Annotated in this window: 23 protein-coding genes; 14 read left to right on the top strand and 9 right to left on the bottom strand. The window is 65.4% G+C overall.

What is annotated here, in order from left to right; all coding sequences use genetic code 11:
- Positions 1 to 7: 7 nt before the first annotated feature.
- From Q9K01_RS04560 to Q9K01_RS04540, 5 genes are all read right to left on the bottom strand, one after another.
- The gene (locus tag Q9K01_RS04560) at positions 8 to 499 is read right to left on the bottom strand and encodes a division/cell wall cluster transcriptional repressor MraZ (RefSeq protein WP_305929006.1); all 492 of its coding nucleotides are present in this window, start codon (positions 497 to 499) and stop codon (positions 8 to 10) included.
- 358 nt (positions 500 to 857) lie between these two features.
- A complete protein-coding gene (locus Q9K01_RS04555) occupies positions 858 to 1,595 on the bottom strand; it encodes a Gldg family protein (RefSeq protein ID WP_305929005.1) in 738 nt (245 codons plus the stop codon).
- A gap of 1 nt (position 1,596) precedes the next feature.
- Positions 1,597 to 1,965, bottom strand: coding sequence for a hypothetical protein (locus tag Q9K01_RS04550; RefSeq protein ID WP_305929004.1), 369 nt, complete (start codon positions 1,963 to 1,965; stop codon positions 1,597 to 1,599).
- A gap of 31 nt (positions 1,966 to 1,996) precedes the next feature.
- Entirely contained in the window at positions 1,997 to 3,022 is a 1,026-nt protein-coding gene (locus tag Q9K01_RS04545) for a cysteine synthase A (RefSeq protein WP_305929003.1), read from the bottom strand.
- Between the two features lie 42 nt (positions 3,023 to 3,064).
- Complete coding sequence (locus Q9K01_RS04540) at positions 3,065 to 3,382, bottom strand: 2Fe-2S iron-sulfur cluster-binding protein (protein WP_305929002.1); 318 nt, start codon at positions 3,380 to 3,382, stop codon at positions 3,065 to 3,067.
- Positions 3,383 to 3,474: 92 nt separating this feature from the next.
- Between Q9K01_RS04540 and Q9K01_RS04535 the strand changes: the two genes are divergently transcribed.
- From Q9K01_RS04535 to Q9K01_RS04525, 3 genes are all read left to right on the top strand, one after another.
- Positions 3,475 to 4,092 (top strand): DNA-3-methyladenine glycosylase family protein, encoded by a 618-nt coding sequence (locus tag Q9K01_RS04535; RefSeq protein ID WP_305929001.1) that lies wholly within the window; start codon positions 3,475 to 3,477, stop codon positions 4,090 to 4,092.
- Positions 4,093 to 4,207: 115 nt separating this feature from the next.
- Positions 4,208 to 6,253: a S9 family peptidase gene (locus Q9K01_RS04530; protein ID WP_305929000.1), complete on the top strand. Its 2,046-nt coding sequence runs from the start codon at positions 4,208 to 4,210 to the stop codon at positions 6,251 to 6,253.
- Between the two features lie 78 nt (positions 6,254 to 6,331).
- On the top strand, positions 6,332 to 7,138 hold the full coding sequence (locus Q9K01_RS04525; RefSeq protein WP_305928999.1) for an SDR family oxidoreductase: 807 nt from the start codon (positions 6,332 to 6,334) through the stop codon (positions 7,136 to 7,138).
- Between the two features lie 23 nt (positions 7,139 to 7,161).
- On the opposite strand, the gene Q9K01_RS04520 is transcribed toward Q9K01_RS04525, so the two are convergent.
- Positions 7,162 to 7,452, bottom strand: a complete 291-nt coding sequence (locus Q9K01_RS04520) for a 4a-hydroxytetrahydrobiopterin dehydratase (RefSeq protein WP_305928998.1) — start codon at positions 7,450 to 7,452, stop codon at positions 7,162 to 7,164.
- 53 nt (positions 7,453 to 7,505) lie between these two features.
- Between Q9K01_RS04520 and ccmA the strand changes: the two genes are divergently transcribed.
- From ccmA to Q9K01_RS04505, 3 genes are all read left to right on the top strand, one after another.
- The gene (gene ccmA, locus Q9K01_RS04515) at positions 7,506 to 8,090 is read left to right on the top strand and encodes a heme ABC exporter ATP-binding protein CcmA (protein ID WP_305928997.1); all 585 of its coding nucleotides are present in this window, start codon (positions 7,506 to 7,508) and stop codon (positions 8,088 to 8,090) included.
- Positions 8,087 to 8,743 (top strand): heme exporter protein CcmB, encoded by a 657-nt coding sequence (locus Q9K01_RS04510; RefSeq protein ID WP_305928996.1) that lies wholly within the window; start codon positions 8,087 to 8,089, stop codon positions 8,741 to 8,743. Before ccmA ends, Q9K01_RS04510 begins: the two co-directional genes overlap by 4 nt.
- Positions 8,744 to 8,876: 133 nt before the next feature.
- Positions 8,877 to 10,064 carry a cyclic di-GMP phosphodiesterase gene (locus Q9K01_RS04505; protein ID WP_305928995.1) on the top strand — a complete coding sequence of 396 codons (1,188 nt, stop codon included), beginning with the start codon at positions 8,877 to 8,879 and terminating at the stop codon, positions 10,062 to 10,064.
- Positions 10,065 to 10,144: 80 nt separating this feature from the next.
- Here Q9K01_RS04505 and Q9K01_RS04500 read toward each other — a convergent pair whose 3' ends face one another.
- The 3 genes from Q9K01_RS04500 to Q9K01_RS04490 all read right to left on the bottom strand — a co-directional run bounded on the left by Q9K01_RS04500 (position 10,145) and on the right by Q9K01_RS04490 (position 12,423).
- Positions 10,145 to 10,582, bottom strand: coding sequence for a hypothetical protein (locus Q9K01_RS04500; protein WP_305928994.1), 438 nt, complete (start codon positions 10,580 to 10,582; stop codon positions 10,145 to 10,147).
- A 139-nt stretch (positions 10,583 to 10,721) separates the two neighbouring features.
- The gene (gene map / locus Q9K01_RS04495; RefSeq protein ID WP_305928993.1) at positions 10,722 to 11,549 is read right to left on the bottom strand and encodes a type I methionyl aminopeptidase; all 828 of its coding nucleotides are present in this window, start codon (positions 11,547 to 11,549) and stop codon (positions 10,722 to 10,724) included.
- Positions 11,550 to 11,601: 52 nt separating this feature from the next.
- A complete protein-coding gene (locus Q9K01_RS04490; RefSeq protein ID WP_305928992.1) occupies positions 11,602 to 12,423 on the bottom strand; it encodes a DUF4163 domain-containing protein in 822 nt (273 codons plus the stop codon).
- A gap of 46 nt (positions 12,424 to 12,469) precedes the next feature.
- On the opposite strand from Q9K01_RS04490, the gene Q9K01_RS04485 reads away from it, so the two are divergent.
- The 8 genes from Q9K01_RS04485 (at position 12,470) to Q9K01_RS04450 (ending at position 19,821) form a co-directional block, all read left to right on the top strand.
- Positions 12,470 to 13,858: a leucyl aminopeptidase family protein gene (locus tag Q9K01_RS04485; protein ID WP_305928991.1), complete on the top strand. Its 1,389-nt coding sequence runs from the start codon at positions 12,470 to 12,472 to the stop codon at positions 13,856 to 13,858.
- Between the two features lie 113 nt (positions 13,859 to 13,971).
- Entirely contained in the window at positions 13,972 to 14,331 is a 360-nt protein-coding gene (locus tag Q9K01_RS04480) for an SH3 domain-containing protein (RefSeq protein WP_305928990.1), read from the top strand.
- Entirely contained in the window at positions 14,321 to 15,259 is a 939-nt protein-coding gene (gene argC, locus Q9K01_RS04475; RefSeq protein WP_305928989.1) for an N-acetyl-gamma-glutamyl-phosphate reductase, read from the top strand. Before Q9K01_RS04480 ends, argC begins: the two co-directional genes overlap by 11 nt.
- 238 nt (positions 15,260 to 15,497) lie before the next feature.
- Positions 15,498 to 15,836, top strand: coding sequence for a P-II family nitrogen regulator (locus Q9K01_RS04470; protein WP_305928988.1), 339 nt, complete (start codon positions 15,498 to 15,500; stop codon positions 15,834 to 15,836).
- Between the two features lie 70 nt (positions 15,837 to 15,906).
- On the top strand, positions 15,907 to 17,316 hold the full coding sequence (glnA, locus tag Q9K01_RS04465) for a type I glutamate--ammonia ligase (protein ID WP_305928987.1): 1,410 nt from the start codon (positions 15,907 to 15,909) through the stop codon (positions 17,314 to 17,316).
- A 185-nt stretch (positions 17,317 to 17,501) separates the two neighbouring features.
- A complete protein-coding gene (locus tag Q9K01_RS04460; RefSeq protein ID WP_305928986.1) occupies positions 17,502 to 18,098 on the top strand; it encodes a lysozyme in 597 nt (198 codons plus the stop codon).
- A 107-nt stretch (positions 18,099 to 18,205) separates the two neighbouring features.
- The gene (locus tag Q9K01_RS04455) at positions 18,206 to 19,222 is read left to right on the top strand and encodes a hypothetical protein (RefSeq protein ID WP_305928985.1); all 1,017 of its coding nucleotides are present in this window, start codon (positions 18,206 to 18,208) and stop codon (positions 19,220 to 19,222) included.
- A complete protein-coding gene (locus Q9K01_RS04450; RefSeq protein ID WP_305928984.1) occupies positions 19,219 to 19,821 on the top strand; it encodes a fasciclin domain-containing protein in 603 nt (200 codons plus the stop codon). Before Q9K01_RS04455 ends, Q9K01_RS04450 begins: the two co-directional genes overlap by 4 nt.
- Positions 19,822 to 19,823: the final 2 nt, after the last annotated feature.

Genomic DNA, 19,823 nt, shown 5'->3' with positions numbered 1-19,823 from the left:
GCGGCGCTCACTTGGTACGCCCCTTGGCCTGGGCTTCGTCGACAAGCGCCTTGCACGCCGCCTTGGCCGCGGCCCAGGCATCGTCCATCCGCAGCAATTCCTCGGGGTTCCACAGCGTGAAGAAGCGTCCACCACCCTGGAAGAACAGGCCATCGCCGACATTGGCAAGATCGCGGAGATATTCGGGCATCACGAAGCGGCCGCTGTCATCGAAGGGGATCTCGACGAAGCCGTTTAGCTGGCTCGATCGCACTTCACGATCGAAGTCCCGGTTGAGCCTGAGCGCCATCTCCTCCTCGCGGTCGAGCTGCTGCTCGAGCTCGAGCTTGCGCGAGAGGCCGAAGCCCGTGAGGCAGTTCCAGCGATCGTGCTTGGCGAGACAGAGGACGCGGGCTTCGCTGCTTTCCTTCACGGCTTTGCGGAACAGCGGCGGCAGGACGTAGCGACCCTTGTCGCCAGCCGGCGTAAACGCCTGTCCGCTGTAACCTCCGAAAAGCACCTGTTCCGTCCCCAATTGGCCTGCCTGCGCGAGCATCTCCTCCCCGAACAGACCTTCTCCGCTCCGCCCCGCGCGCAATGGCAGGCGGCTCGCATCGCAGGCGCGATACGCAGCACGGCATGGTCTGTCCGATGGGTTTGCGGTTTACAGCGGGAGCGGGCGGGATGAAAGGGAAAATTACGGGATTATTGGGGATGAAGCTACAAGACCCTGTTTTATGGTGGTTTTGCCACAGTTGGGCGTCCGTAAACCCTTAACAGAAATTGAAACAAGTGGCTGTTTTGGCTCGACTCGCGCGTCGGCGAACGGCGCAGCACCCGCCGCGTCCCCGATAATCCCCAATTTGTGCGAGTGACGCTCAGCGAAGGAGCGACTGGTCCAACAGGCCATCGAGCATGGCCCGACGGCGAGACGGGTCGGGATCCTCTTCCCCATCGAGCAGCGCGGCATCGGCGAGCAGGAAGACCTGCCCCTTCCCGATCCGGCAGCGCGCCGCGATACCGCTTGCCACGATCGCGCATTCGCCCGGTGCCTCGCTGGCGAACGGCACCCAAGCCCCTGCCAGATCGACGGGTATTGCCATCTCGAAGGCCTCTTCGATCCGCTCGCCTTGCGGTTGGGTCGTGTCGAAGGTCAGCTCCAGCCCCCAGCGCGCCAGGATCGGCGAGAGCAGCGCGACATCCTGCGGCCGCCGCGGATCGCCGATCGCGAATTGCGAATGGCTCGTCAGCATCGGATCGGCGAACAGCAGCAGCCTGCCGCCGGCGCGCACCCACTCGTCGAGCGCGACGTTCTCGGCCGGCGACAGCGCCCGCGGCTGCGCGAGCAGCAGATGGTCGAGCGGCGCAAGCGCCTCGGAGCTCAGCACATCGAGGGGGACCAGGTCGAAGCGGGCCTCCAGAGCCTGCCGCACCCAGCCGGACTCGCCCTCCGCCTTAAGTAGGGTCGCGAAATCGGGACTTTCCTGCCAGTAGATCGGCAGCGTGCTCGACAGGCCAAGCGGGGTCCTTTGGGCCTCGACCGCACCGCCCCCCGTATCGGGAGAAGCGCCGCAGGCGCTGCAGGCCAGCAGCGCGCTCGCCAGCAGCAGCCGCATGCTATCGTCCGTTCGCCGGGGCCGAGGTCCCCTGTTCGGGCATGACCGGCGCGGTCGGCGCCGAACCCGTAGGTGTCGGAGTGGGCGTCGCGGGAAGATCGGGGACGACGCCGGCCTCAACCAGCGGGTCGGCGCTCTTGGTCCGCGGCTCGGGGATGTTGGTCGAGGCGGCCTCGGGGACCGCATTGCGCTCGACCTCGTCGGCCTGGTTCTGGATCACGCTCGCCAGACCCACCAGCATCAGGACGCCGAGCACGCCACCGATACCGACCTGGAGCCGGTTCATCGCCTGCTGGCGCGTTCCTCCGAGTGGGATGGGGGGCAGATCGTGCGAAGGCGCCCTCGCCTTGCTGTCGAAGAAGCGGGCCATGCCCCTAGGTAGGACGGGCAGGGCCAGCGGGTCAATCCTGTGCGGTTTCGGCGGACAGCCACGGAAAGACCGGCAGGCCCTTCGCCTTCAGCCATGCGGGGTCGTAGAGCGAGGAGAGATAGCGGAAACCGGTGTCGCACAGTATCGTGACCACGCGCGGCGCGGCGCGGCCTTGTGCGCGCAACTGCTTACCGAGCGCAACCGCTCCGGCGACGTTGATCCCGCTCGAGAGGCCGAGACACAGCCCTTCCTCGCGCAGCAGGCGTGCGACCCATTCGAGCCCTTCCTCGTCCGAAATGCGGAACTGGGTGTCGATCGGCGCGCCTTCGAGATTGCCGGTGATGCGCCCCTGCCCGATCCCCTCGGCGACCGAGGAGCCCTCGGCCTTGAGTTCGCCATCGGCATAATAGCTGTACAGAGCCGCGCCATGCGGATCGGTCAGAGCGATGATCACGTCCTCGTCGAATTCCTTGAGCCCCATGCCGACGCCCGCGATCGTCCCGCCGGTCCCGGCGGCGCAGGTGAAGCCGTCGATCCGGCCGTCCATCTGCTCCCAGATCTCACGCGCGGTGCCTTCGATATGCGCCTTGCGATTGGCGGTGTTGTCGAACTGGTTTGCCCAGATCGCGTTCTGGGTCTCTTCGGCAAGCCGGCGGCTGGTGTGGACGAAATGGTTGCAGTCGGAATATTTGGTCGGTGGGACGGTGACCAGTTCGGCCCCCAGCGCCCGAAGCGTGTCCATTTTCTCGCGCGACTGATTGTCGGGCATCACGATGATCGTGCGATAGCCCAACGCATTGCACACCAGCGCCATGCCGATGCCGGTGTTGCCTGCCGTACCCTCGACCACGCAGCCCCCGGGCTTGAGTTCGCCGCGCGCCTCGGCGTCGCGGACTATGAACAGCGCCGCGCGATCCTTGACGCTGGCACCGGGGTTGGCGAATTCGCATTTGCCGTAGATGTCGCAGCCGGCGGCCTCGCTTGGGCCAGAAAGCCGGACGAGCGGAGTATTGCCGATCAGGTCGAGCGGACTTTGGCGTACGGGGATGGCGGTCATGATCCGGGAGCTAGGCTCCCGCCGCATCGCCCGCAACCAAGATCAATCTTCAGGCGCGATAGTTACTTTCAACCCGTCGAGCGCAGGTGCGAAGGGTATCTGGCAGGCGAGCCGCGAGGTTGCGTTGCGATGCTCGGTGGATTCGAGCAGATCGTCCTCGTCCTCGCTCATCGCGGGCAATTGGTCCGCGAAAGCCGGATCGACATGGACATGGCAGGTCGCGCAGGAGCAGCAGCCGCCGCACAGCGCGAGCAATTCGTCGAAGCCGTTGTCGCGGATCGCTTCCATCACAGTCAGGCCGTCCTCGACCTCGATCTCGGAGGTTTCACCTTCGCGGGTGGTGACGATCAGCTTGGGCATGGGTGTCTTCGCTCCTGGCGCTGTGGCTTCGGTTCGGAGGCGCTGCTAGGGCTGGCGGCGCGGTTTGGCAAGGCGGACCGCGGGGAGGACGAATGGGTCTCACGGCGGAACAATTGCACCACGCGCTGGGCGAGCTGGCGCAGCGCGAACCAGCAGTGGCTGGCGCGCTCGAGCGCTGCGGCCATCCCGAACCGCGCATCCGCCCGACCGGCTACATGACCCTGCTGCGCACCATCGTCGGCCAGCAGGTCTCGGTCGCCTCCGCCGCCGCAGTGTGGCGCAAGCTCGAGGCCGAGCTAGGCGAGGATTTCACTCCCGAAAGCCTGCTGGAGCGCGATTTCGATGCGCTGCGCGCCTGCGGCCTTTCGCGTCAGAAGCAGGGCTATGCGCGCAGCCTGTGCGAACTGGTCGCCGCAGGGCAGCTCGATCTCGACCGCCTGCCTGCGGACGATGAGGAGGCGATCGCCGACCTCACCCGGATCAAGGGCATCGGACGCTGGTCGGCGGAGATCTACCTGCTGTTTGCCGAAGGGCGACCCGACATCTGGCCGGCGGGGGATCTGGCGGTGCAGGCGGGCGTCGGCGGACTGCTCGGACTGGAGGAGCGACCGAGCGAGAAGGCGGTCCGCACGATCGCCGAACCCTGGCGCCCGCATCGCGGCGCGATGGCGATCTTCACCTGGCATGTTTACGACAATCCGGCACTTTGATCGCGCAGGCACTGCCGCAAACCCATTCTCGAGGTGCGTTCGTCGAATTGAGATTATCTCGCGATCAGGCTGGTCTATGGTCGGATCATCATAATTCGACTCAGGGGAGATTATCATGATCAAACAGACAGCCGCGCTGCTTGCAGCGACTTCGCTCGCGCTACCCTCGGCAGCAGCGGCCGACACTCACCGTCAGCAGGCTGGCGCGCCGGCCGTCTCCGCACCACTGATCCCGCGCGACGATCTGTTCGGCAATCCGACCCGTACCGCCGGCCAGATCAGCCCCGACGGCAAATGGCTCAGCTGGCGCGCGCCCAAGGACGGGGTGATGAACGTCTGGATCGCTCCGGTCGGCGATCCGGACGCAGCGCGAGCGATCACCTCCTCGACGGATCGGCCGATCCCGCAGTATTTCTGGGCACCCGACAGTCGCAGCGTGCTCTATGTGCAGGACAAGGGCGGCGACGAAAACTACCTCCTCTACGGGGTCGACATCGCTACCGGAGCCGAGCGGACGCTCACTCCATTCGAAAATACCCGGGTCGAGCTCATCGGCACCTCCAACCGGATAAAGGACAAGGTGCTGGTCGGGGTCAACAATCGCGATCCGCGCTTTCACGATGTCCACTTGCTCAATCTCAACAGCGGAGAACTGACGCTGGTCCAGCAGAACGACGCCTACGCCGGCTTCCTCGCCGACGACAATCTCGCGCTGCGCATGGCGCTACGCCCCAATGCCGCAGGCGGGATGGACTTTTTTCCCATCGTCGACGGTGAAATCGCGCCCGAGCCTAGCGACAGCACCGGGCTCGAGGACTCGCTGACCACGCAACCTGCCGGTTTCACCACCGACGGTACGACGATGTACTGGATCGACAGCCGCGGCCGCAACACCGCCGCTCTGATCGCGCAGGATGTCGCGACCGGCGAAAAGACGGTGATCGCCCAGAACGACAAGGCCGATATCGGCGGTGCGATGACTGACCCCCGGACCGGCGAGGTCGAAGCCTACAGCTTTACCTATCTGACCACGCAATGGACCGCGACCGATCCCGAGACCAAGGCTTCGCTCGACTGGCTGGACGAGCGGCTGGAGGGCAATTACGGCGTCCAGTCGCGCACCGAGGACGACAGCAAGTGGATCGTCTGGAACGACCCGCTCACTGCCCCCACCAAAGCCTATATTTACGACCGAACCGCGAATACGCTGAGCGAATTCTACACCGCGCGGCCCGAGCTGGAAGGCGCACCGCTGCAGCGGATGCACCCGCTCGAACTCACCTCGCGCGACGGTTTGATCCTGCCTTCCTATCTCACGCTGCCGCCCGGCAGCGATACCGATGGCGACGGGACGCCCGAAGCGGCCGTGCCGATGGTGCTGATGGTCCACGGCGGCCCGTGGGCACGCGACGGCTACGGCTACAATTCCTATCACCAATGGCTCGCCAACCGCGGCTATGCGGTGCTCAGCGTCAATTTCCGCGGCTCGACCGGGTTCGGCAAGGAGTTCATCTCCGCAGGCGATCTCGAGTGGGGCCGCAAGATGCACGACGATCTGGTAGATGCGGTCGACTGGGCGGTGGCCGAGGGGATTACCGCGCCCGACAAGGTGGCGATCATGGGCGGTTCCTATGGCGGCTACGCCACGCTCGCGGGGCTCACCTTCACGCCGGAGAAATTCGCCTGCGGGATCGACATCGTCGGCCCGTCCAATCTCGAAACCCTGCTCGAGACGATCCCGCCCTATTGGGAGCCGCTGATCGCGCAGTTCCACGAGCGGATGGGCAACCCCAACACTCCCGAAGGCCTCGCCATGCTGAAGGAGCGCAGCCCGCTCCATTCCGCCGACAAGATCGTCAAACCGCTGCTGATCGGCCAGGGTGCCAACGATCCGCGCGTCAAGCAGGCGGAGAGCGATCAGATCGTCGCGGCGATGCAGCAAAAGGACATTCCGGTGACCTACGTGCTTTTCCCCGACGAGGGGCATGGCTTTGCCAAGCCGACCAACAACATCGCCTTCAACGCGGTGACCGAGAATTTCCTCGCCACCTGCCTCGGGGGTCGCGCCGAGCCGATCGGCGATACGGTCGCGGAATCGACCGCAAAGATCGTCGAGGGCGAGGAATTCGTCCAGGGGCTGGCCGAAGCCCTCGGCGGTTGACGCTTACGGAAATCGAGTGAACAACCGGGCCGCGCGGAGATGCTCTTCGCGCGGCTTGTTTGTTCCAGGAGAATGGGTTTGGGCGCGAGAAAGGCGATTTTCGTTACCGGAGGCGGCTCGGGTATCGGGCGCGCGATCGCGCAGCATTTCGGCAAGCAGGGCTGGTTCGTCGGGCTGGGAGATATCGACGAGCACGGGATGGAGGTCACCGCCGATGGCCTGCCGGGCGGGCATCACTACATCCACAGGCTCGACGTGCGCGACCGCGCGGAATGGGATGTGGCGCTCAACGCCTTCTCGATGGCCTCGGGCGGACGGATAGACGTGGTGGTCAACAACGCCGGCATCCCGATCGGCGGCTCGCTGATCGAGAACAGCCCCGAGGAAATCGAGCGCTGCCTCGATATCAACCTCAAGGGCGTGCTGTTCGGCGCGCAGGCCGCGCACCCCCATCTCAAGAAGACCGCACCGGGCTCCTGTCTGCTCAACACCGCGAGCGCTGCGGGGATCTTCGGTTCGCCCGGCGCCAGCGTCTACAGCGCGACCAAGTTCGGTGTCCGCGGACTGACCGAAAGCCTCGACGGCGAATGGCACGAAGACGGGATCAAGGTCCGCTCGCTGTGCCCCGGGTTCATCGAGACCCCGCTGCTCGACAAGACCCCCAATCACGGCGCCAACGAAGCGATCCGCGACCGCGTCAACGCCGCCGGGCTGGAGATTACTCCCGTAGAGGATGTCGCCTTGGCGGCCTGGGAGGCCGTCCATGGCGACAAGGTCCATACGCTCGTCGGCAAGACCGCGCGCAAGCTCGCCTTCGCGGTGCGCTGGATGCCGGGCCGCTTGCGCAAGATGTCGCGCAGCAGTTCGCGCGCGCTGGGCCGCTAGCGCCCGTTCTAGACCAGCGCGTCTTAGACTAGCGCGTCGATGTCCTTCGCCATATTGACGTCGCGCAGGCTCAGCCCGTCCGCGTCATGCGTGGTCAGGGTGATCTCCACCCGATTGTAGACGTTGAACCATTCGGGGTGGTGATCGCGCTTCTCGGCGATCATGGCGACGCGGGCCATGAAGGCGAAAGCCTCGCTGAAGTTCCCAAATTCGAAGCTGCGCTCGATGGCTTTGCCGTCTCGTGCCAGCGACCAGTGGTCGAGCGCGTCCAGCCAACTCGCGCGTTCGTCATCGTTCAACTGCTGAACCGGCATGTGCCATCTCCTTTGCTTGTCGGCTGCGCGCCTTTTGCCTATCGCCCATAACCATGCAAGCCCGTCTCGTCGCGAAGGATATCGCCTGCCGTCGCGGCGACCGGCTGCTGTTTCGCGGCGTGTCCTGCACGCTCGAACACGGCGAGGCGCTCCATGTCGCGGGCCCCAACGGGATCGGCAAATCGAGCCTGATCCGCATCCTCGCTGGCCTGCTTCGCCCCTTCGCGGGCGAAACGATCCGCAGCGGCGCGATCGGCCTGCTCGACGAGCGCGCGGCGCTCGACCCGCAGGCCAGCCTGCAGACCGCGCTCGGCTTCTGGGCCGCGCTCGACGGGACGAAGCCGATGGCAGTGACGGAGCACGCCCACACTCTGGGCCTCTACGACCTGTTCGACGTCCCGGTGCGCTATCTCTCCACCGGGCAGACCAAGCGCGCAGCGTTCGCCAGGCTGCTGGGGCAGCAAGCGCCGATCTGGCTGCTCGACGAACCGTTCAACGGGCTCGACACGCGCGGCTTGGCGCTTGCCGAACAATTGATGGTCCGGCACCTCGCATCCGGCGGGATCGCGGTGATCGCCTCGCACCAGCGCTTTGCCGCCCCGACCGCCACCCTCGATCTTGCGGAGTTCGCCGCGTGATCGTTGCGCTGCTGCGGCGCGATCTGGCGGTGCTGCTGCCCGGCGGGCGGCGCGGCGGTTCGCTGCTGCCGCTGCTGTTCTTCCTCGCGGTGGCGATGCTCTACCCCTTCGCTGTCGGGCCGGAACCCGAATTGCTCGCGCGCACCGGCGGCGGCGTGATCTGGGTCGCGGCGCTTCTGGCGGCGATCCTCCCGCTCGAGCGGCTGGTAAGCGCCGATCTGGAAACCGGCGTGTTCGACCAGTTGCACTTGCGCGGGGTCTCTGAAGAGCTGGCGATGGCCAGCCGCCTGCTCGCGCACTGGCTGGCCTTTGCGCCACTCCTGCTGCTCGCCGCGCTGCCCGCCGCCGGGCTCCTTAACCTGCCCGCAGAGACGCTGCGCATCCTTGTGCTGGGTCTGCTCGCCGGCACCCCGGGTCTGGCCGCGATCGGCCTCACGATCGCCGCGTTGACCGCCACGCTGCGCGGCGGCGCGGCGCTTTCCGGCTTGATGGTGATCCCGCTCGCCGTCCCCATCCTGATCTTCGGCGCAGGCTCGCTTGCGCGCCCCGGCGACGGCACCGGTCTGGCCCTGACCGCCGCAATCAGTCTGGGGCTGTGCGCGCTGACCCCGTTTGCCGCCGGAGCTGCGATCCGCGCCGCCCGCGACAGCTAGCTCGGGGGCCCCGAGCACTCTTTTTTCCTGACGCACAACATCGCCCCCGACCGTTCTATAATGACGCTATCGGGGTTCTGTTGGAGCAGGCAGTCTTGAATCCGCATACAGTCGGGCGGTCGGAGAACGCGGCGTGACGCTCAGACGCATTCAATGCGACCAGCTCCAGGTCGGCATGTACATCCACGCCTTCGACGGCTCGTGGTTCGATCACCCGTTCTGGAGCCGCAACTTTCTGCTTCGGCGTGAGAGCGATCTTGAAACCGTTCTGCGTAGCGATATCGCGACATTGCTGATCGACACATCCAAGGGCCGCGACCTGCCGCTTCCGGCGCAAGCATTCGCGCAGACGCCAGCCGAAGACACCCGCACACCCGACGAGAAAACCGCCGCTGCGACGCAGGTCGTCAACCGGGCTCGCGATGTCGTCCGCGGAGTGTTCGACGCCGCCCGGCTGGGGAAAGCCATCGAATCCTGCGCCGTTTCGGCCGTCGTCGAGGAGGTCGTCACCTCGATCGAGAGCAATCGCCACGCGCTGCTCAAGGTTCTGAGGCTCAAAAAAAAGGACGAATATACCTATCTGCATTCGGTCGCGGTCTGTGCGCTGATGGTCAATCTGGCCCGCCAGCTGGGCATCGACGAGCAAGCGGCGGCGGAGCTGGGCACGGCGGGCCTGCTCCACGACATAGGCAAGGTGATGGTCCCGGCAGAGGTGCTCAACAAGCCGGGCAAGCTGACGGATGAAGAATATGTGCTGGCGAAAACCCACGCGCTAGAAGGCTATCGCCTGCTCGGCGAAGTCGGCAATCTTCCTGCTACCGCACTGGATGTCTGCCAGCACCACCACGAGAAGATCGATGGGACCGGCTATCCGCACGGGCTTCGTGCCGAACAGATCAGCGAGGCGGCACGGATGGGAGCGATCTGCGACGTATACGATGCGGTGACCTCCAACCGCCCCTATAAGGATGCCTGGTCGCCGCTGGATGCGATCACGCGGATGCGCCAGTGGTCCGGCCACTTCGACCCGCAGATACTGTCCGCATTCATGGTGAGTATCGGCGTGTTTCCCTTGGGCACCGTGGTGCGATTGCGCGATGACCGCCTCGGCGTCGTCATCGAAGGCGGTCGCAACTCGACCCGGCCCAAGGTGCTGGCCTTCTATTCGACCCGTCAGCGGGAGTTTACCCGCAACGAACTGGTCGTGGCGGGCGACGAACGCTCGGGCAATGCCATTATCGCCGAGGTCGATCCTGCTGCCTGGGGCATCACGCGCGAGAAGATCGATCGTCTCGTGCGGCTCGGAGTGCCTTGGGTTTAAGGCCGCTGGAGCCTATGAGCCTCGAACGGAACCCCGCCCATGGCTACAACCGGAACGTCTTGACGACCCGGAAGCGGACGCTAGCTGCAGGCCAGTTCTCGGCGACGCAATACCCACCATGCGATCCCGGTCGGCACGCCGTAGAAAATGCCCATGTCAGATAGGCTGATCTGCAAGAGGTCGTAATAGCCAAAGAACATGAGGTGGTCGATGCCGTAGAACATGAGCTTGCCCGCGACGCCGCCCCATAGCGCTGCGAATGGGCCCACCCACCAGTCTTGCGCCCATCGGTGAATTACAGCGGAGACGGTCAGACCGAAAAGCACCAAGCCAAACGCTACGAATGGAACTGCGAGCATACCGTAGACGAGGACTAGCACTGGAGCCAACCACAGTTCGGACAGGTCGATAGGGCCGCCCCAAGAAGCGGCAATTATCTGCAGAATAACGCCGCCGTAGGCGCCGATGAAAACACTTGGCCAGTATGCGTTTGTGGTAGATCTTTGTGCCTCAGTCATCAGGCTAGGCGCTTTCCCTGACGCACCTTCGGGTCAACACCAAGGGCATATTTCCACCCCAGAAGGGGTCAATGCTCCGCAGCACCGTCAGCGATAAAACCTGCGATTCCGGCAAACTGCACAATCAAGTACCGACCCCTCAGCCGTAAGGCGGCTGGTGCAGGCCCTTCGCGCTCTGGGTGAATATCTCGTTGCCGGTCTCGGTGATGCCGAGCGAATGCTCGAATTGCGCCGAGAGACTCTTGTCGCGGGTCACCGCGGTCCAGCCGTCGTTGAGCAGCTTGGCGTGCGGGCGCCCCAAATTAATCATCGGCTCGATCGTGAAGAACATTCCCGGCTTGAGCTCGGGCCCGGTGCCCGCTTTGGCAGCGTGGATCACCTCGGGGGCGTCATGGAACAGCCGGCCAAGCCCATGACCGCAGAATTCCCGCACCACGCCGTAACGGTACTGGCGCGCATGCGCCTCGATCGCCGCGCCGACATCGCCCAGCCGCGCTCCGGGCTGCGCCGCCGCGATTCCCAGCATCAGGCATTCGTATGTCACCTCGACCAGCCGCCGCGCTTTGAGCGGCGGTTCGCCGACGAAGTACATGCGGCTGGTGTCGCCGTGCCAGCCGTCGAGCAGCGGGGTCACGTCGATATTGACGATGTCGCCTTCTTTCAAAAGCTTGTCGCTGGGAATGCCGTGGCAGATGACATGGTTGATCGAGATGCAGCAGCTGTGTGCATAGCCGCGATAGCCCATGGTCGCGGGCACCGCGCCGCCATCGAGCGTGAGTTCGCGCACCCTGTCGTCGATCGCCGCGGTGGAGACACCCGGCTGCACCATGGGCGCGATCTCGTCGAGAATGGACGCGGCGAGCTGGCCGGCGCGGCGCATCCCGGCGAAGCCTTCCTCGCCGTGGAGCTTGATCGTGCCGTCGCGGAGGACGGTCTCGGTGCCGTCGATGGTCTGATATTCGGTCATGGCAGCGATGTAGCGACAGGTGCGCCGGATTGCGAGGTTTTGATGTGTTTCGCTAGTTTCGCGGCCCGAGCGAAAACGCCTTGTCGTAGCCCGGCTTCACCGCATCGAGCAGCGCGGTGTCCACCGGCAGGTCGAATTCATACGACCCTTCGGCATAGGGGCCGGCGACATAGGGCATCACCAGAATGCCGATGCGATCGAAGGTTTCGCCATCGGACGATCCGAGCAGCACGGTGAGTTCCTCTACACCCGGACAGGCACTGAAATAATCGTCGGCATCGGGATCCACCGGCTCGCCGCGACGCTCGGCGCGCTCGGCATCGAGCATGGTGCAGAACCGCCGTGCGATCGCGTTCTGGAAATTCTGCGGGCTGCGGAACAGGTCGAGCGGCGCGCGCGCCACTCCGGCGCTCTTGTCCCACAGCAGGCTGTCGAAGCCGGTGTTGGGGTGTGCGCCGCCGGCATAGGTGGAGACGGTGCCCGACAGGCTGAGCCAACCGGGAACATCCGCCACCACTTTCCATTCGCCCGAGAAGCTGTGTGGACGGAAGGGATAGCCCGCCTCCGCCGCAGCCGCACGATCCTCGCGCGCCGCCTCGACCAGTTCGGTGCGCGCAGTGTCGGCGCGGCTCTGCAACACGGACGCCAGCGCAGGGATCGAATTGGCTTCGCCCGGCCAGGAATATTCGAACTCGAAATCGTCGTTGCTTTCGACGATCGCGCGCCCTTCCCCGGCGGCCGTCGGCGGCGGGACGGGCGTTCCGGCGGTGGAACCGGCTTCGGCAGAAGTGCCGAGAGTTTCTTCCATCTCGCTCGCCTCGGAGCAGGCGGCACTCGACAGCAGGGCTGCAATCAGGAACAGGCGCGGGTTCATTCGCATTCCTTTGCCATACGCAAAACCAGAACAGGACCGCCGAGCCATGGCCGAAACCAGTGATTTGATCCAGCCGGATCGCGGACAGGACGCGATTCCCATCCATCTTGTTAAGCGCGAGGGATTCGAAGCATGGGCGAAACAGCTATCCTCCGGCCAGCGAGCGGCGCTGGCGGCGCAGAAATTCGACGGCGGCGGCTATCAGACCGCGATCGTGCCCGACGGTGACGGCTGGTTCGCGGTCGGTGGGGTAGCCAACCCTGCCGAACTATCGAGCTGGTGCATGGCCAAGCTCGCCGAAGATCTGCCCGAGGGCACCTATCGCCGCGCCGACGGCGAACCCGGCCCGGCGCTGCACGGCTGGCAGACCGCGCAATACATTTTCGATCGCTACAAGAAGCCGGACAAGCCCATCGGTCCACGGGTGCTCCTGACCAAGGATGCGGGCAAGATCGACGCCGCCATCGCCGAGGCAGGCGCGGTCTGCCTGGTGCGCGATCTCGTCAACACGCCGGCCGAGGACATGGGCCCCGCCGCGCTCGAGGAGCAGGCCGAGCGCCTTGCCAGGCAACACGGGGGCGAATTGCAGGTCGTGCGCGGCGATGCGCTCGAGCAGGATTATCCGATGATTCACGCGGTGGGTCGCGCGGCAGCGCGCAAGCATGCCCCGCGGCTGCTGCATCTCACCTGGGGCAAGCAAGGCGACCCGGTGCTCGCCATCGTCGGCAAGGGGGTGTGCTTCGATTCGGGCGGGCTCGATGTCAAATCGGCCAGCGGCATGAAGCTGATGAAGAAGGACATGGGGGGCGCGGCACATGCCTTCGCCCTCGCCGGGCTGATCATGGGGGCCGGCCTCAAGGTGCGGCTGCACTGTCTCGTTCCGGCGGTCGAGAACGCCATTTCGAGCGATTCTTTTCGTCCTGGCGACGTGCTTTCCTCGCGCAAGGGGCTGACGGTCGAGATCGGCAACACCGACGCCGAGGGGCGGCTCATCCTCGGCGATGCGCTGACCCGCGCCAGCGAGGAAGACCCCGACCTGATCATCGATTTCGCCACGCTGACCGGCGCGGCGCGGGTGGCGCTGGGGCCCGACTATCCCGCGTTGATGGTCCGCCGCGACGCCACTGCCGATGCCCTGATCGCCGCCGGACGAGGGCATGACGACGAGCCCTGGCGGCTGCCGCTTCCCGAAGCCTATGCCGAGTGGCTCGGCTCCGACATCGCCGATACCAACAATGCCCATGCCAATTCCTTCGCCGGCGCTAGCGTCGCCGGATTGTTCCTCGACAAATTCGTCGGCGACGGTCTCGATTGGGCGCATTTCGACACCTTTGCCTGGCGCCCGACGGCCAAGCCCGGTCGCCCGAAAGGCGGCGAGGCCTACGGCCTGCGCGCCGCCTGGCACATGCTCCGGAACCGCTATGGCAGTGCCTAGCGGACTCGCAGACGGGGCCGTCGCCAGTGCGTAACGCGGGCGTCATACTTGCCGCAGGGCCTCTGCGCGGCTAAGCGCCCCGCCATGCCCTGGACCAGGATTCCGATCGCGCTGTGAGCCAGCCTGCGCCCTATGATCTGCCTGACGGAATCGTCGGCCTGACCGGTGCTGTCGAACGCCCCGAGCCGGGCACGCTGCCGGTGCGCGCCGATCTGGCGCATGTGGCGCTCGCCCAGCGTTTCCTTGCGGTGCATTACGTCGTCCCTCATATCCGCACGATCGGGGACGCGGATACGCCACTGATGCTGGCTCCGCGTACCGATAGCGAAGAACTGGCCACGCTATCCGCAGGCAGCGCAATCGAGGCGCTCGATTGCTCGGGCGGCTGGTGCTGGGTGTGCCGCGGACCCGAAGGCCCCACCGGCTATATTCCCACTGCGAGCCTGCAACCCGCCGACGATCATGCCGCATAGCGTCTTCGTCGATGGGGCGGCGGGCACGACCGGGCTCGAGATTCTCGACCGGCTGGCGGGGCGCGACGGCATCGCACTCATCGAACTCGACGAATCCCGCCGCAAGGACGAAGGCGCTCGCCGCGAAGCGCTCAACGAGGCGGATATCGCCATCCTCTGCCTCCCCGACGAGGCCGCGCGTCAGGCAATGGGCCTCCTCGACCTGGCGATGGGCACGCGTGTCATCGACGCTTCGTCCGCCCACCGGACTGCGGAGGGCTGGTGCTATGGTTTCCCCGAACTGGTTGGAAGCGACCGCGTCGCCGAGGCGCGCCGGGTCAGCAACCCGGGTTGCTATCCGACCGGCTTTCTCGCCTTGGTCGCGCCGCTGGTGCGTGAAGGACTGTTGCCTGCCGACTGGCCCTACACCATCAACGCCGTCAGCGGGTATTCGGGTGGCGGCAAGAGCCTGATCGAGCGTTTCCAAACCGATGGGGCACCCGCCTTCCGCGCCTATGGCTACGACATGGCGCACAAGCACAGGGACGAAATGAAGGCCCATGCCGGACTGGAGCATGGGGTGATCTTCGCCCCCTCGGTCGTCTCCGCCTATCGCGGTATGATCGTCGAGGTTCCGCTTCATCTCGGGGCGATGGCGGGCGATCCCACCGCTGATGCGCTGCGCAGCGCGCTGAGCGAGTTCTACGCGGATTCGCCGATCATATCGGTCCGCGACGGCGACCTAGCGAGCGAGTTGCTGCTGGAAGCGAACGCACCGCCATCCGACGCCATGGAGCTGTTCGTCTTCGGCAATGCCGGTGGTTGGCACGCGCGACTGGTCGCCCGGCTGGACAATCTCGGCAAGGGCGCCAGCGGGGCAGCGATCCAGTCGCTCAACCTGATGTGCGGCCTTCCCGAAACGACCGGGCTTCGACTTCCCGCTGCCTAAAATTCAAGCAGCCGCTGCACGCAGTTTGGGCAGCATCCTCGGCAGCGGCAATGCCGTTGCAATTTGCACCTCGATGCTTTTCGAAACTTGCCCGTAACCGGCCTTGCGCGCCCGCTTCGATGCTCTACGCTCGCCCGCGCGCCTGGCACGATTCTTGGAATATGTCTCTTCGACTATGTTCTTGGAACATGTGCCGCGCCGCAATCGTAGCTAGGCCACAGACGGGGACGACCATCACGTGAAGAAGATCGAGGCGATCATCAAGCCGTTCAAGCTGGACGAGGTGAAGGAGGCGCTGCACGAAGTCGGCGTTTCCGGGATCACCGTGACCGAGGCCAAGGGCTTCGGTCGCCAGAAGGGCCACACCGAGCTCTATCGCGGCGCCGAATATGTGGTCGATTTCCTTCCCAAGGTGAAGCTTGAGGTCGTTGTCGCCGATGCGATCGCCGAGCGCACCGTGGAAGCGATCGCCAATGCCGCGCAGACCGGGCGGATCGGCGACGGCAAGATCTTCGTCTCGCCGGTGGAATCTGCGCTGCGCATCCGCACCGGCGAACGGGACGACGACGCGATCTGATCCCGACGATCCGACCCAGACAATCGGGGCCCCGCCCCTCACGCAATTTCATCCAGACGGAGACACGACAATGGCAAGTGCAAGCGAGATCCTCAAGCGGATCGCAGACGAAGACATCGATTGGCTGGACCTTCGCTTCACCGATCCCAAGGGCAAGTGGCACCATCTCACGATGGTCGCGGGCGCATTGGACGAGGACATGCTTGAGGACGGGCTCATGTTCGACGGCTCCTCGATCGCCGGCTGGAAGGTGATCAACGAGAGCGACATGATCCTCAAGCCCGATCTCGAACGGGTCTATCTCGATCCCTTCACCGCCGAGCCGACGCTGATCGTATTCTGCGACATCGTCGAGCCCTCGACCGGTGACTGGTATGCGCGCGATCCGCGCACCACCGCCAAGCGCGCCGAAGCCTATCTCGGCAATTCGGGCATCGGCGACACGATCTATGTCGGCCCCGAAGCCGAGTTCTTCATGTTCGACGACGTCCGCTTCGAGGACGGCTACGCGGGTTCGGGCTTCGCGCTCGACGATATCGAACTGCCGACCAATTCGGGCAAGGAATACGAGAGCGGCAACATGGGCCACCGCCCGCGCGCCAAGGGCGGCTATTTCCCCGTCGCCCCGGTCGATTCCGCCACCGACATCCGCGGCGAGATGGTCGCCACCATGCTCGAGATGGGGCTGCCCTGCGACAAGCACCACCACGAAGTCGCCGCCGCGCAGCACGAGCTCGGGCTGACCTATTCGACGCTGGTCGAAACCGCCGACAACATGCAGATCTACAAATACGTCGTCCACCAGGTGGCGCATGCCTACGGCAAGACCGCGACCTTCATGCCCAAGCCGATCAAGGCGGATAACGGCTCGGGCATGCACACGCATATGTCGATCTGGTCCGAGGGCAAGCCGACCTTCGCGGGCAATGGCTATGCCGGCCTGTCGGAGAACTGCCTGTTCTTCATCGGCGGCGTCATCAAACACGCCAAGGCCCTGAACGCCTTCACCAATCCCACGACCAACAGCTACAAGCGCCTGGTCCCGGGCTTCGAGGCGCCGGTGCTGCTCGCCTATTCGGCGCGCAACCGCTCGGCGTCCTGCCGCATCCCCTATGGCGCGGGCGAGAAGGCCAAAAGGGTCGAGTTCCGCTTCCCCGATGCGATGGCGAACCCCTATCTCGCCTATGCCGCGCTGCTGATGGCGGGTCTCGACGGGATCCAGAACAAGCTCCACCCGGGCGAGGCGATGGACAAGAACCTCTACGATCTGCCGCCCGCCGAACTGGCCGACGTGCCCACCGTTTGCGGCTCCTTGCGCGAAGCGCTCGAGGCGCTCGAGGCGGACCACGAATTCCTGCTCAAGGGCGATGTCTTCACCAAGGACCAGATCGACGCCTATGCCGAGCTGAAGTGGGAAGAGGTCATCCGCCTCGAGACCACGCCCTGCGCGGTAGAGTTCGACATGTACTACAGCGCCTGATAAGCGCCCGAAATCACCGAGGGGGGCGTCCGGAGCGATCCGGGCGCCCCTTCGGTTTTTTGGGGGGCCGACGTCGCCAGAGCTCTTTGCGTTCCAACCCGGTCGCCCGGCACAAATCATTTTCCTACAGCCTGCGGTTCTGCCTACTTCTCCTGCCTCGATTCGGCTGGGAAAGAGGTGGCGGTATGCAACGCAAGACGGTCTTCGATGCGGTTCGACGGATGCTCGGGCGCGGGTTCCGGGCGGACGAGGCCGCGGCGCTCGACCGCGCTATCGACCTCGGGCTGACCGATGATGCGGGGAGTGAGGCGCCAATCCGACCGCGCGCCATCGGCCCCGAGGGTATCGCGTTGATCAAGCGCTTCGAGGGCTGCGCAAGGCGACGCGGCGACGGGATGATCGAAGCCTATCCCGATCCGGGCAGCGGCGGCGTACCCTGGACCATCGGCTGGGGCGCCACCGGACCGGGTATCAACCCCGGCACGGTCTGGTCGCAAGAGCAATGCGATGCGCGGCTGGCCCGCGATCTCGAACGCTATGCCGCCGAAGTGGCGCGCGCCATCGGCATTGCTCCGACCAGCCAGCAGCAATTCGATGCGCTGACGAGCTTCCACTACAACACCGGCGCCTTGCCGCGCTCGACCCTGCTGCGCCGCCATCGCACGGGCGATTTTGCCGGCGCCGCGGCCGAGTTCGCGCGCTGGAAGCACGCTGGCGGACGGGTGCTGGCGGGGCTGGTCCGCCGCCGGGCAGCGGAAGCCCGGCTTTACCGCAGCCCTTGAACCGCGGTTTTGGCGGGAGTTTGCAAGCTATATCCGCGGAACCCCCCGGCTTGCATCTCGTTGGAATTGCGAGCAGGAGTTAACCAATGTGTAGATTCAGTCTTGGGGTGGCCGCACTTGCGCTGGCCGCATCGGGGGCATTTGCCCAGGGTACCGGCCCGCCGGGAACGGACCGGGCTCCAACGAAGAACGCCGAACAGCGCGGCGAATCCTCGCTCCGAGCGGGCAATCCCGGAACCGGACAAGGCCAGCGTGGCGAAACGGCTGGCTCAAAAGCTTCTCCGCCTCCCGCCATCGACCTGCGTCCTGCCAACGGTCTCGAACGCACCGCCCGGCGAGCGGTCGGCGAACTGCTCACGGAGCCTGACCGCCGCGAAGCCGGCGATCCCCCACCGCCCCTCACCGATCGTCCCGAGCCGCCTGCGCTTGGCAAAGCCAAACCGGGCAACCTGCCAAGCCGCAAAACCCCGTCCGTAGCCGATGCACGTACTATCGAATCCAGTGTCTGGGGTCCGCTCGACCGCAGTGCGCGGCTGCTTGCGAATTGCCCGCCGGGCCTCGCCAAGACCGACGGCTGCGAACCTTCTGGCAAGGCTCGGTCCCGCCGGAGCGAGGGCGTGCTCGACAGCGCAGTTTCACCGCTACTGTTCGGGCTAAGCGGCTTCGCCGCCGGCCCTTATCTCTACAACGACGGCTATTTGGTGCGGCTTGCCGGGGACGCGACCACCGGCGACGCGATCGCGGGTTACATACCGCTGCTCGGCGGCGCGCTGGCAGCTGGGAACATCTGGCCCGATTCCTACGGTAGCAAAACCGTGCCGCCCTACCTCGTCGATTTCTTCAATCTCGGCCAACCGGGCAGCTATCGCTATGCCGACAACACGCTCTACCGCGTCCATCCGCGCAGCGGCACGATCCAGTCCATTGCCGCGCTGCTTACCGATGACGAGATCGAGGTCGGAGAACCGATGCCGCCGGGCTACGATGTCTACAACGTGCCCTCTCCACTCTGCGAGCGCTACCCCGATTCGGCCCGGGCCCTCTACCGTTACGCGGATGGCTATGTGTACCGCATCGATCCCGAGACCCGCCTGGTCGCCGCAGCCATCGATCTTTTGACGTGAAGCAGAAGCGTCAGACTCGCACTGTCGGACGCTGGCTGAGCGCGACACTGGTGCCGCTGGCGCTCGCGACCGCTGCCTGCGATTCGGGTGAAGACGCCGAACGCGCAGCGCCGTCCACCCAGGGCGAGACGCTCTACCAGGCGATCGCCCGACATCCGGATATGCGAACCACGTCCGAGGCGCTGTCGGTCGCCCAGCTCAGCGAGGTCTTCGACGGCGCGGGCAGTTACACCGTACTCGCTCCGACCGACACCGCCTTCGAATCGCTCGGTGACCGCGGGGCACAGCTGCTGACGGTGGAGGAACGCCCGGTGCTGGTCGGCCTGCTACGCGAACACGTGCTGCCAGGCCATGTCGCTCCTGCGGCCATCGTCGCAGCGATCGAGGCTGGCGGCGGCAGCGCCACGATGACGACGGTCGGAGGCGGTGCGGTCAGTTTCCAGCTCGATCGCGGCACCATCGTCGCGAAACACAGCAATGGCGCGGTTGCCCGCATCGCCGGCGAACCGGTCGAATCGGATAATGGCCTGGCGGTGCCTATCGACTCGGTGCTGATTGCGCCCGATTTTGCCCTAGCGCCCGCTTCCAAACGGCCCTGACA

The sequence above is a fragment of the Qipengyuania benthica genome (assembly GCF_030717865.1).
Lineage (GTDB): Bacteria > Pseudomonadota > Alphaproteobacteria > Sphingomonadales > Sphingomonadaceae > Qipengyuania > Qipengyuania benthica.
Note: the sequence above shows the minus strand (reverse complement) of the source record. Positions and strands in the feature narration are given on the sequence as shown.